Origin of the sequence: Marinobacter sp. (genome assembly GCF_040882185.1) — a bacterium.
Lineage (GTDB): Bacteria > Pseudomonadota > Gammaproteobacteria > Pseudomonadales > Oleiphilaceae > Marinobacter.
On the sequence record NZ_JBBEBW010000005.1, the window covers coordinates 103,475 to 116,164 of the forward strand.

General features: G+C 56.5%; 12 protein-coding genes. 5 read left to right on the plus strand and 7 right to left on the minus strand.

All coding sequences use genetic code 11. The features are described 5' to 3' along the window. Positions 1-44: 44 nt before the first annotated feature. The gene (gene prlC, locus WEB64_RS04980) at positions 45-2,096 is read right to left on the minus strand and encodes an oligopeptidase A (RefSeq protein WP_368057647.1); all 2,052 of its coding nucleotides are present in this window, start codon (positions 2,094-2,096) and stop codon (positions 45-47) included. A gap of 76 nt (positions 2,097-2,172) precedes the next feature. On the opposite strand from prlC, the gene WEB64_RS04985 reads away from it, so the two are divergent. Next, entirely contained in the window at positions 2,173-2,709 is a 537-nt protein-coding gene (locus WEB64_RS04985; protein ID WP_368057649.1) for a gamma carbonic anhydrase family protein, read from the plus strand. A 102-nt stretch (positions 2,710-2,811) separates the two neighbouring features. Here the strand turns inward: WEB64_RS04985 and WEB64_RS04990 are convergent, their stop codons facing one another. From WEB64_RS04990 to WEB64_RS05015, 6 genes are all read right to left on the minus strand, one after another. Then, positions 2,812-3,129 (minus strand): PA4642 family protein, encoded by a 318-nt coding sequence (locus tag WEB64_RS04990; protein WP_368057651.1) that lies wholly within the window; start codon positions 3,127-3,129, stop codon positions 2,812-2,814. Between the two features lie 246 nt (positions 3,130-3,375). Then, a complete protein-coding gene (gene aroE, locus WEB64_RS04995) occupies positions 3,376-4,209 on the minus strand; it encodes a shikimate dehydrogenase (RefSeq protein WP_368057653.1) in 834 nt (277 codons plus the stop codon). Then, on the minus strand, positions 4,199-5,125 hold the full coding sequence (gene hemF, locus WEB64_RS05000; RefSeq protein ID WP_368057655.1) for an oxygen-dependent coproporphyrinogen oxidase: 927 nt from the start codon (positions 5,123-5,125) through the stop codon (positions 4,199-4,201). The genes aroE and hemF overlap by 11 nt, the downstream gene beginning before the upstream one ends. A gap of 10 nt (positions 5,126-5,135) precedes the next feature. After that, positions 5,136-5,711 carry an L-threonylcarbamoyladenylate synthase gene (locus tag WEB64_RS05005; RefSeq protein ID WP_368057657.1) on the minus strand — a complete coding sequence of 192 codons (576 nt, stop codon included), beginning with the start codon at positions 5,709-5,711 and terminating at the stop codon, positions 5,136-5,138. 30 nt (positions 5,712-5,741) lie between these two features. Continuing rightward, positions 5,742-6,971 carry a DNA-processing protein DprA gene (gene dprA / locus WEB64_RS05010; RefSeq protein ID WP_368057659.1) on the minus strand — a complete coding sequence of 410 codons (1,230 nt, stop codon included), beginning with the start codon at positions 6,969-6,971 and terminating at the stop codon, positions 5,742-5,744. Positions 6,972-7,084: 113 nt separating this feature from the next. Then, the gene (locus tag WEB64_RS05015; protein WP_368057661.1) at positions 7,085-8,116 is read right to left on the minus strand and encodes a LysM peptidoglycan-binding domain-containing protein; all 1,032 of its coding nucleotides are present in this window, start codon (positions 8,114-8,116) and stop codon (positions 7,085-7,087) included. Between the two features lie 331 nt (positions 8,117-8,447). Here WEB64_RS05015 and def point away from each other — a divergent pair, with 331 nt between their 5' ends. From def to trkA, 4 genes are all read left to right on the plus strand, one after another. Then, entirely contained in the window at positions 8,448-8,951 is a 504-nt protein-coding gene (gene def / locus WEB64_RS05020) for a peptide deformylase (protein WP_368057663.1), read from the plus strand. 84 nt (positions 8,952-9,035) lie between these two features. Further along, positions 9,036-9,971: a methionyl-tRNA formyltransferase gene (fmt, locus tag WEB64_RS05025; protein ID WP_368057665.1), complete on the plus strand. Its 936-nt coding sequence runs from the start codon at positions 9,036-9,038 to the stop codon at positions 9,969-9,971. 2 nt (positions 9,972-9,973) lie between these two features. After that, on the plus strand, positions 9,974-11,275 hold the full coding sequence (gene rsmB / locus WEB64_RS05030; RefSeq protein ID WP_368057737.1) for a 16S rRNA (cytosine(967)-C(5))-methyltransferase RsmB: 1,302 nt from the start codon (positions 9,974-9,976) through the stop codon (positions 11,273-11,275). 40 nt (positions 11,276-11,315) lie between these two features. After that, complete coding sequence (trkA, locus tag WEB64_RS05035) at positions 11,316-12,689, plus strand: Trk system potassium transporter TrkA (protein ID WP_368057667.1); 1,374 nt, start codon at positions 11,316-11,318, stop codon at positions 12,687-12,689. Position 12,690: the final 1 nt, after the last annotated feature.

The following is a 12,690-nucleotide window of genomic DNA, read 5'->3' on the forward strand; positions in this document are numbered from 1 at the left end:
ATAGTTCGTGAGCACCGAAGCCTTAGTGCTCACGATCAACCGGTTCAGGCTGCTGCCGGTTCCGGGGTAATGCCGGTCTGACGCAACAGCGCATCGACTTCGGGTTCACGGCCCCGGAACGCCTTGAATAACTCCATTGGCTCCTGGGAACCCCCTTTCTCCAGAATGTTTTCCAGAAAGGCCCTGCCAGTCTCGGGATCAAAGATGCCACGCTCTTCAAACAGTGAAAAAGCATCCGCCGCCAGCACTTCCGCCCATTTATAGCTGTAATAGCCTGCAGCGTAACCGCCGGCAAAGATATGGGAGAAACTGTTGGGGAAACGGTTAAATTCTGGCGACTGCACCACCGCGATGCCTTCCCGAACCTTACGATGCATCTCCAGCGGATTGGTAGGTGACGCGTCGGAGAATTCTGCGTGCAGGCGAAAATCGAACAACGAGAATTCAAGCTGTCTCACCATCTGCATGCCAGCCTGGAAGTTCTTGGCGGCCAGCATTTTCTGCAGCAAATCCTCGGGCAGCGGCTCGCCAGTTTCATAATGTCGTGCAATCAGGCCCAGTGATTCCGGATTCCAGCACCAGTTTTCGAGGAACTGACTGGGCAGTTCAACCGCATCCCAGGCCACGCCATTGATGCCCGAAACATCGGCGACGTCCACCTGGGTCAGCATATGATGCAGACCATGACCAAATTCGTGGAATAACGTGGTGACTTCGTCGTGAGTCAGCAACGACGGTTTGTCACCCACCGGCGTGGTAAAATTGCAGGTCAGGAAGGCGACCGGCAATTGTAGATGGCCCCTGAGGTTGCGCCAGCGTACCCGGCAATCTGCCATCCAGGCGCCGCCACGCTTACCTTGACGGGCGAACAGGTCGAAATAAAACCAGGCGACCGGCTCACCGTCCCGGCTGATACAATAGGCGGTGGCATCCGGATGCCAGGTCGCCACGTCAGACTTGGCCTCTATCTGAATATTGAAGAGCTTCTCGGCAACCGCAAACAAGCCAGGAACAACTTTGTCGACCGGGAACCAGGGACGTAGGGCTTCTGGCGAAACGTCATAGCGCTGTTGGCGTAACTTCTCGCTGTAATAGCCAATATCCCAGGCTTCAAGGTCCTCGACGCCATGACTTTCGAGGGCAAAGGCTTTCAGGTCAGCAATGTCCTGCTCAGCTACCGGCTTGGATTTTTCCGCCAGCGTGTGCAGGAAGCCCAGCACTTCGTCGACACTGCGGGCCATCTTAGTGACCAAGGAGCGCTCGGCGTAATTCTCAAAACCCAGTAACTGAGCCAGGGCATGCCGACGTTTGAGTATTTCAGCCATGACCTGGGTGTTATCCCAGGTGCCAGCGTCCGGCCCCATGTCGGAGGCGCGGGTGACAAAGGCTTCATAGACTTCGCGACGCAATTCACGATTATCACAATAGGTCATGACCGGAAAAAAGCTGGGGAAATCCAGGGTGATCAGGTAGCCCTCCAGATCCCGGGCTTTCGCCGTTTGCTGGGCCCCTTCCAACGCGGACTCCGGCACGCCGGCCAGCTCGTTGGCATCGGTAATTAACTTGGACCAGTTCTGGGTGGCATCCAGGACATTGTCACTGAAGGTGTTGGAGAACTCCGCCAATTCCCGCTTGAGTTCTGCATACCGGGTTTTCTTGTCAGCTGGTAAATCCACACCGCCGAGGTGGAAGTTTCGCAGGGTGTTATTGATCGCTTTTTGCTGAGCTTCGCTAAGCTGGCTGAAATCGTCTCTGGCGGCAAGTTTCTTGTAGGCCTCGCAGAGTTCCGAATTCTGGCTCAACTCGGTGCCATACTCGGTCAGTTTTTCCAGACAGTTTTTATAGACTTTGCGCAATTCATCACTGTTCATCACACCGTTCAGATGTGAAACCACCGACCAGGCGTTGTTCAGTCGATCTTCCAGGCCTTGCATTGGCAGTGCCAATGTCTCCCAGGTGGGCTCGGCCTGGCTCGCCAGATTCTGGATTTGCATCCGGTTATCGCTCAGAATCTGATCAATAGCGGGACCCATGTGCTCAGTCCGAATATGATCGAAGCGCGGTAGAAGCTCGTCAGTCAGCAGTGGATTGTTCATAAAGGCCCTTCTCAGTGTTCGGATTGTCAGGTAATTTAGAAATTAAACCCTGAATAAATCAATAAGAGTATATGTAATGACGACTATTCGTACTCACAAGGGTAACACGCCAAAATTTGGCGCCCGCACCTGGGTGGACCCCAGCGCAGTTGTCATTGGTGACGTCGCTCTGGGCGACGATTGCTCGGTATGGCCGATGACAGTGATTCGTGGCGACATGCATCGCATCCGGATTGGTCACCGTTGCAGCCTTCAGGACGGCTCTGTTCTCCACATCACCCATGCCAGCGATTTCAATGCCGGCGGTTGGCCGTTAACACTGGGTGACGACGTCACCGTTGGCCATAAAGCCTTGTTGCACGGTTGTACGATAGGAAGCCGCGTATTGGTTGGTATGGGTTGTATTATTATGGACGGCGCCATCGTCGAGGACGAAGTTATCGTGGCCGCGGGCTGCCTGGTGCCCCCGGGTAAAACCTTGGAGTCCGGCCACCTGTACGTAGGCAGCCCCTGCAAAAAAGCCCGGGCCCTGACGGATCAGGAGCGCAGCTTTTTCACTTACACGGCGGCAAATTATGTTCGCCTCAAGGATGACTACCTCAATAATAGTTGAGGGAATCTTGTCACTGTCGCTGAAGAAAGTGGAACCCGCTCAGCCTCGTGCCATCGAAGTCGAGGTTCACTGAATCGACGATCACTGCCGGGCCGGGGAGTTTTACTTCCCGGCTTCGGCAGCAGTCACTGCTCCGGCCGCTTGGAGTGTTTTCACATAATCGACACTGCGGCGATGTTCAGAGACGTGATCCAGAATCGTCTGACCGTCTTCACTGACGGCGTTAAGGTCCCGCCCGGCTTCCGCAAAAAAGCCGACAAAACGCTCAAAGTCCTCAGCGCGCATCGCCTGATAGGCCTTAATCAGCACATGAAAGTCCGGGTTAACACGAGCATCGTAAGGGCTCAGGAACAGGAAACTTTTTACCCGCTCATCACTCCATTCTTCATCGAGTACTTTTGGTTTTTCCGGTCCACTCATAGCTCTGCTCTCATTCCGCATGTCATTCAGAGGGGCGACAGTATACCGACCTCAAGCCGGTTTGTTTATACGTATTCCCTATGGAAACCTCACCCTTTGGCATAAGCGGCGGCTGAAGGCAGAATTTCGACTTGTAGGTCACGGGTTGGAATGCTGTCCTGACACGTCGGGTCCCGGATGGCAATTTCAACCCGGCGGTCACGGACCCGGTTCTCCGGGCTGTCGCTCGGCACCAGGGGGTTGGTCTCAGCCCACCCTGTCTCTCAGGGCTTCAATAACCGGAGCGGTATCGGGCCGTACACCACGCCATATTGCAAACGCTTCTGCCGCCTGTTCAATCAACATACCCAGCCCGTCCATGGCAGCCTTGGCGCCATTACTCAGAGCCCAGCGGTTGAATGTTGTCGTATCCGGGCTGTACATCATGTCGTAAACCAGCGTAGCCGGCCCGATAACTGCCGGCGCCAGAGGTGGCAACTCCCCCTGCAAGCTGGCACTGGTGCCATTAATGATCAGATCAAACACCTCTGCGGGTTCATCAAAACCACAGCCGCGCAACTGCGTATCACCGGCGTCATCGGCAAACAGGCCCGCCAGAACCCGGGCCTTGGCCGGGGTTCTGTTGGCAATCACCAGGGTCTCGGGTTGTTCCGCCAGCAGCGGGCCCAAAACACCCCGGACTGCGCCACCGGCACCCAGAATCAGAATCCGCTTACCCGCCAGCGTCACGCCATGATTTTTCACCAGGTCCGCCACCAATCCTGCGCCGTCTGTGTTATCGGCGTTAAGCTGGCCATCTTTATCGATAAACAAAGTATTCGAGGCGCCTGCCTTTTCAGCGCGCCAGGTACGTCTATCGGACATAGCCCAGGCTTGCTCTTTGAAAGGCACCGTTACATTAAGACCACGGCCGCCACGTTCAAAAAACCCGGTGACGGTCTCCGCAAAGCCATCCAATGGTGCCTGGATCGCCGTGTATTCCACCGGTTCTCCAGTCTGGGCTGCAAACAGGCTGTGGATGCGGGGAGATTTGCTGTGGCTGACAGGGTTGCCCACCACGGCATAAAGATCATCGCTCATTTTCGGTCTCCAGCCAGTCCCGTCCGGTCAGAAAATGCTCGGTTAACCTTGCTTCCTCACTGCCCGGCTCGGCGGTGCGATTGTAGTCCCAGCGCACCAGCGGCGGTAATGACATCAGGATAGACTCCGTGCGGCCGCCAGACTGCAACCCAAACAATGTACCGCGGTCGTAGACCAGGTTGAATTCTACATACCGGCCCCGGCGGTAGAGCTGAAAATCCCGCTCCCGGTCGCCGAAGGGGATGTCTTTTCGGCGCCGGACGATGGGCTCATAGGCTTCGATAAAACTGTCACCCACCGCACGCATCAGGGCGAAATCTGCCTCAAAGTCGCCACTGTTGTGATCATCAAAGAACAACCCGCCGATCCCCCGAGGTTCGGCCCGGTGACGGAGATAAAAATATTCATCACACCAACGCTTGTAGTTTCTGTAGACCTCGTCGCCAAAAGGCTCACAGGTCTGGCTTGCAACCGAATGCCAGTGCCTGCAGTCCTCATCAAAGCCGTAATAGGGAGTCAGATCGTAACCGCCGCCGAACCACCAGACGGGCTCACTGTCGGCTGGCGTCGCAATAAAAAACCGGACATTGGCATGGGAGGTGGGTACGTAGGGATTGTTCGGGTGCATGACAAGCGACACGCCCATGGCCTGCCAGGGTGCACCTGCGAGTTGAGGTCTGTGCGCGGTAGCTGAGGGTGGCATGGTAGCCCCCATGACATGGGAGAAGTTAACCCCACCCTTTTCGAACACGGCACCATCGCTGATCACCCGACTGATACCGCCACCCCCTTCTGGTCGGGTCCAGGACTCTGCTTCGAACGCGTTTTTCTGGTCAACTGCAGTTAGACGTTCGCAAATACTGTCCTGCAGGGTCAGTAAGTATTCACGGACTAACTCGGTTTCGGGTAATGTCATGGTGTTTCTCCTAACGAAGCCAGCGACCCGTTGCGACATCCAGAATCTGACTGGGCTTTTTCTGCCCTCCCAGTCGACCGGGTATCACCTTATCGAGTTGCTCGCCGAAATAACGGTACACCTGCCACGAGTGACGGGCGGGCTGTCGCCCGGCCGGATTACAGGAAGTGGATACGAGCGGCCTTCCGGCGGTCTCACACAGCTGCTGCACCAGAGAATGGTCACTTACCCGAACCGCCACCGAGTCATGGTCGCCTCGCACATTTGACGGTATCTGCCGATTCAGGTCAGGCAACAGACACGTCACCGGGCCGGGCCAGCACTCTATAGCGCGCGCCCTGAGACTGTTCTCAAGCGGCGCCAACAAAAACTCAATTTGTGCGACAGACGCGGCCACCAATATCAGACCTTTATGGGCTGGCCGGTCTTTAAGCTCAAGTAGCCGATTAACAGCACCGCTGTTCCAGGGGTCGCAGCCCAGCCCCCACACCGCTTCTGTCGGATAGGCAATGACGCCCCCGACAGCGAGGATAAGGCGGGTTTGCTGAAGGTGCCACTGAGAGAGAGTCGGGTGTTTGTCAATCATTATCCGGTTACGGTATTGGAGAGCGGAACATCAGACAACCCTTTGAAAGCCTCCGGGTGCTGCATCTGCAAGTCCCTCCATTTCGAGCATCAACAGGGATTGCATCAGTTCGTTGGCTGGCAGGCCGGTAGCTACGCACAGGTCATCGGTTGAAACCGGATCATAACCCAAAGCATTCAGAACCGCGATTTCACGCTCACCCAGATGATCCGGACACGCCGGTGCACTCAGCAGGTCCCTGCCGGAGGCGGAGCTTGGTTTTGCGGCCCCCGGCTTTAATGCTCGCGGCTCAATCGGAACGGTTTCAATGGTCTCGTTGGCCGACCACCACGCTGTCAACTCCTCCTCGATATCGGCCACCGACTCCACCAGTTTCGCCCCCTGCCGGATCAGGTGGTGGCAGCCTCGGGCAAGGGGATTGTGTATCGAACTCGGAATGGCAAAAACCTCCCGTCCCTGCTCCAGGGCCAATCGCGCCGTTATAAGCGAACCGCTCCTGGGACTCGCCTCCACCACCAGGACGCCTTGGCTTAAACCGCTGATCAGCCGGTTACGTTGGGGAAAATGGGCCGCCTTTGGCGCCGTTCCTGGCGGGAAGTCCGAGACGATCGCGCCATTTTCCACAATTCTGGCAGCCAGCTCCCTATGCTGGCGCGGATACACCACGTCAACCCCGGTCCCGATCACTGCAATCGTGGCATAGCCAGCATCGAGAGCGCCGGTGTGGGCCTCTCCGTCGACGCCCAGCGCCATGCCACTGGTCACCAGATAGCCACGCTGGCTGAGCGCCGCAGCGAATTGACGAGCATGATCCAACCCGCTCCGGGTTGCGTTTCGACTCCCGACAATGCCTATCTGGCGGCAGTTCAGGAGGCGACTGTCGCCTTTGACGTACAGCACGAAAGGTGCATCATGGATGGTCTGGAGCATTTCCGGAAAGTCCTCGCAGCCCTGGGTGACCAACTGTATGCCCTCACTCTGACATCGTTGCCAGATATCCGATGCCTTGGCAATGCGCTGATGGCGAAGATCCTGCTGCTGCCAGGCCAGAATTGTCTCGCAGGTCGTTGATGGCAACCCGAGAGAACGGAGAGTAGCTGGCTCCATCGCCAGTAGTTCAACAGGGGTATCAAGGTGTTCGCAGATCACATGCCATCGCTTGGCACCCAGGCCGGGTAGCAAGGATAGTGCAAGCCATCGGCCTTGCGGCGCGTCAAAAAGTGGGGAAACGCAGAGCTCAGAAGTCTGGGGTGAAGTCATGATCCGTCCTTGATCCTGATCGCCATCCTGGCGGGTTATAGCAAGTATGTCATAAAAAAACGGAAGCCGGTGACCCGACTTCCGCTCCTGATTCAGCTAATAATCTTCAAGACTCAGGGATTCCTGACCTGATCCCCGACAGACAGCGGACGCGTAGCCTTCAGCACCAGCCCGTAACTGAGTTTCTCATAAGTCTGGAAAATCATCAGCAGACCCGCCCGCTCGGAGGGCAATTCAATGGTTTCGTCGGTGACCGGATCACGCACCAGATTACCGCTCTTGAAAACCGCGAGTACGTTGCCGACTTCCAGGCCTTCACGGGTACCTTTGTTGACGACCACCACATCGTACTGGCCAATCTGGGTGACACCGCCGTCAACTGAAATCATCAAACCCCTGATTTCTTCATCCGGCGCACTTGGATTGAACGAGGTATTGATAGCCCGGTCTTCGCTCACCAGCAGACGGTCGGCAATCCTTACTTCTTCACTTGACCGCTTTAACTGCAGTGTCAGCACATCACCGTTTCGGGCGGCGATATCACCACCGGCAATGGAGCGAGCCTCAAGCCCCAGGAATTCTTCCGTAACCGGATCAACGTAGCTGTTGCTCCGGCGGAATACCCCGACCTTGTCGGCAGACAGTTCGCCCCGTGCGTAGAGTTTGTCGCCGGCGCCGGTGACAATCCGTCCGTCTTCACCTTCCAGAACATAAGGCGCGCCTTCAAGTTCATCCGGGCTGATAATGCGGGTTTCGGTCAGAAAACTGCTGATCGCGTCCAGCGGGATAGCGGGAATCGGGGTATCAATCGATTCGGAGCGCACCTGGGGCGACAGTTTAACCACGCCATCAGAAGCGCCCACCTTGGTTACCCGAGGCTTGCCCTCAATATAAACCAGCGCCAGTCTGTCGCCGGGATAAATCAGGTGTGGGTTGCTGACCTGCGGGTTGACGTGCCAGATTTCCGGCCAATACCAGGGGTTGTTCAGGAAGCGGGATGAAATATCCCACAAAGTATCACCCTTCACGACCGTGTAGCGCTCGGGATGATCAGACCGGAGTTCAGGGCCTGAATCCTGCGCCCAAGCGGCCCAAGAGGTTGACAGCAGCATGGTGGCTGCCAGAGCGTACAGCAATTTCCTCATTGTCTAAGTCCTTGATCGCGTGCCTGTATCGGACGGTCAGGCGTATTTACCCGGGCCGTCAAATCTCGATTATTACACTACTATAGAAGAGTCTGGCGAATTGTGATGTTATCTTTTGTTCTTCCAGTGAATTCTATCTATGACTGCTCAGTTTGTACTCAATGGCGAAGATAAGGGATAATGAGGTTATAGGCAGCTTAACTCACTTGAATCTTGTTCTGTCGTCCCGACCATAATAGACACAGAACAGAAAAATGCGCGGTACACCGTCGCATTTCAGTGATCACCATTTCAGTGATCACACAGGAACCAGCAGAAGAGCTGAAGCGTCATGATACTCGATATTCTTGAATTTCCGGATCCCAGGCTGCGTACCGTGGCCAAGCCGGTAGAAAAGTTAACCGATGAGACTCGAAAGCTCATCGATGACATGTTTGAAACCATGTACGACGCCCCTGGCATAGGCTTGGCAGCGACTCAGGTCGATGTCCACCAACAGATTATCGTGATTGACCTCTCGGACGACCGGAGCGAGTCCCTGGTGTTGATTAATCCGGAAGTGGAAGTGTTGGCCGGAGACTACCAGGACATGCAGGAAGGCTGTCTTTCGGTGCCTGGTTTCTATGAAGACGTCACCCGCATTGATCACGTCAGGGTCAAGGCCCTGGGACGTGACGGTGAACCTTTTGAGCAGGAAGTTACGGGACTGCTTGCGGTTTGCATCCAGCATGAGATGGACCACCTGAAAGGCAAGCTGTTTGTGGATTATCTCAGTCCACTGAAACGAACCCGCATTCGTAAAAAGCTGGAGAAGCAACACAAAATTCGTGCCTGATTCCCCGTTGGCGTTTCCGGTACACACGTATATCCGGACCGGGCAGCTGCCCGGTCTTTTCATTCCCAGTGAGATACTCAGCCCGTGCGACTAGTTTTTGCCGGAACACCGGACTTTGCCGCGACGGCCCTCCGGGCGCTGCTCGCGAGCGGTCATCAGATTGTCGGGGTGTATTCCCAACCAGACCGGCCCTCAGGCCGTGGCCGCAAACTGATCCCCAGCCCTGTCAAACAAGTTGCGATCGAGTGGTCGCTGCCGGTTTTTCAACCTGAAAGCTTGAAGGCGAAAGAGGCGCAGGCTGAACTCAAGGCTCTGGATCCGGAATTAATCGTGGTCGCCGCGTACGGATTAATTCTGCCTCGCGCTGTACTGGATATTCCACCCGGTGGCTGCCTTAATATACACGCGTCGTTGCTGCCCAGATGGCGAGGGGCCGCGCCCATTCAGCGGGCAATTGCAGCGGGCGATAGCGAAAGCGGTATAACCATCATGCAGATGGCGGAGGGACTCGATACCGGCGATATGCTTTACAAGTCAACCACCTCCATCGAATCCAACGATACCGGCGGAAGTCTTCATGACCGTTTGGCAGAGATGGGCGGCGTGGCGATTGTCGAGGCTCTGAAACGACTCGAAGCAGGCATACTGACACCAGAGCCTCAGGATGATGAGCAGGCCTGTTATGCCCACAAGCTGACCAAACACGATGGCCACATAGACTGGACCTGGGCAGCCCTGGAGATTGACCGCCAGATCAGGGCTTTCAACCCGTACCCCGGCAGTTACAGCGACCTGGACCAGGACCGAATCCGAATTCATCAGGCCAGGGTGTTGCCAGCCACCGACGGTCAGAGACCCGGTACCGTGCTCGCCCGGGCACCCACCGGAATCGATATTGCCTGCGGTGACGGGACGCTTCGGATAGAGCGCCTTCAGCTGGCCGGTAGCCGACCCCAGTCCGCCGCTGACCTTATCAACGGGGGCAAACCCTTGTTGCTGCCCGGCCAGGGGCTCCATTGACCATGGTCGTCGACGCGCTTCCTTTAAGGGCCGTAGCTGCCAACGTAATAGCCGCTGTCGAGCATGGCCAATCGCTGTCACAATGTCTGCCGTCTGCACTGGCCAGTCTGCCTGCCACTGACCGTCCAGAGCTCCAGGCCCTTTGCTACGGCACCTGCCGCTGGTTTCACCGGCTGGATGGAGAGCTCCACCAACGCCTGAAAAAACCCCTTCGCAAACCCGACCGGGTAGTTCATCACCTCATGCTGGTGGCACTGTTCCAACTGCGCCACAGTCAGCAGGCGACCTATGCCATTCTGAACGAAACCGTCGAAGCCTGCCGGGCTCTTGATAAACCTCACCTGACCGGACTGGTGAACGGGGTGCTGCGCGCAGCCCAGAGGGAAGGTGAGCCGGAGCCCGTGACACCGACCATTCAGTACAGCCATCCAGAATGGATGGTTGAGAAACTGCGTCACAACTGGCCCGAGGCCTGGGCCGCTATTCTCGAGGCAAACAATGCCCAGGCCCCGATGACACTTCGGGTAAATGCCAGTCAGATTACCCGGGACGATTACCTGCAGTGGCTTACCGACGCTGGCATTGAAGCCGAGGCGACACCCTATGCACCCTACGGGATCCAACTGGCGTCGCCCTGTGGTGTTGACAAACTGCCCGGCTTTGCTGACGGCGCCGTTAGCGTGCAGGATGAAGCCGCCCAGCTTTGCACCACTTTACTCGATCTCGCTCCGGGCCAACGGGTTCTGGACGCCTGCGCTGCGCCTGGTGGTAAAACCTGCGCCATTCTCGAACACTGCCCGGAATTGGCAGACGTTATCGCTCTGGATCAGTCTGCCGAACGTTTACCACGGGTTCAGGAAAACCTTGATCGACTGGGGCTTTCAGCCACACTGATGGAAGCGGATGCTGCCAATCTGGATCAATGGTGGGATCAGTTACCGTTTGATCGCATTCTTCTCGATGTTCCCTGCAGCGCCAGTGGCGTGATCAGACGACACCCGGACATCAAATTGCTGCGACGGGAAGCCGACATTACTCCGCTGGCCGCAATTCAGTCCGGCTTACTGACCTCCTTGTGGAAAACCCTGAAACCTGGAGGACGCCTGGTTTACGCGACCTGCTCTGTATTCCCGCAGGAGAATCACCGTATAATCCAGCGATTCCTGAAGCAGGAGAGGACCGCCCGCCTGCTGGAGCCGGACGTCGCCTGGGGTATTACTACTCCAGCCGGGCGCCAGCTGTTACCGAATGCCCGGTCTCACGACGGTTTTTTCTACGCGTGCCTGGAACGCATCGACGAGTGAAGGGAAGCCCAATGTTCCGACCCAGTCAGGTAGTTGCGACATGAAAATCATCATTCTCGGCGCCGGCCAGGTCGGCGGAACACTGGCCGAAAATCTTGCTAATGAAGCCAACGACATCACTATTATTGATAGTGATGGTCTGCGGTTGCGGGAACTCCAGGATCGTCTCGATATACGAACCGTGCAAGGCAGAGGTTCCTACCCGTCGGTCCTTCGCCAGGCGGGCGCCGAAGACGCTGACATGCTGATTGCGGTAACCAGCAGTGACGAAGTCAACATGGTCGCCTGCCAGGTTGCCAATTCCCTGTTCAAGACACCGACCAAAATCAGCCGGGTGCGGGCAAACGCCTACCTGTCACGCAAGGAACTGTTTGGTGAGACCGGCTTTCCCATCGATGTGCTGATCAGCCCCGAGCAGGTTGTGACGCAACACATTACCCGCCTGATCGAATACCCCGGTGCTCTACAGGTACTGGAGTTTTCCAAGGGGCTGGTGCGGCTGGTGGCGATTCGAGCGACCAAGGGTGGGCCGCTGGTAGGTCACGAGCTATCCTTCCTGCGCACTCACATGCCCAAGACCGATACCCGGGTGGCGGCCATTTTCCGCAAGGATCGGCCGATCATTCCCCAGGGCGATACCGTCATTGAAGACGGTGACGAAGTGTTCTTCATCGCCGGTACCGATCACATCCGATCGGTCATGAGTGAACTGCAGCCGTCGGAAAAGCCTTACAAACGCATTTTCATTTGTGGCGGCGGCAATATCGGCCAGCGTCTCGCTCACAGTCTCGAAGGCCGGTTCCAGGTCAAGTTGATCGAACGCAACCGCGACCGCTGTGTGATGCTCTCGGAAAGTTTGCGCAAGACCATCGTGCTGGAAGGTAACGCTGCCAACAAGGATATCCTGCTGGAAGAGAACATCGAAAGCACCGATGTGTTCTGCGCGGTCACCAACGATGACGAGGCCAACATCATGGCGTCGTTACTGGCCAAACGTCTCGGTGCCCGCAAGGTACTGACCCTGATCAACAACCCGGATTACGTTGACCTGATTCAGGGCGGGGAAATCGATGTGGCCATTTCGCCTCAGCAAACCACCATCGGCAGTCTGCTTACGCACGTGCGAAAAGGCGACGTAGTAAACGTTCACTCACTGCGTAGAGGGGCAGCAGAAGCGATCGAAGCGATCGCCCATGGTGACCATCGATCTTCCAAAGTGGTGGGCAAGCGGCTGGATGAGATACCGCTCCCCGAGGGCACCACCATCGGCGCCATAGTAAGGCACAACGAAGTATTGATTGCCCACGACCATCTCCGTGTACAGCCCGATGACCACGTGATTCTGTTCCTCGTGGATAAATCCCGGATACGGGACGTGGAACGGCTGTTTCAGGTGGGGCTTACCTTCTTCTGAC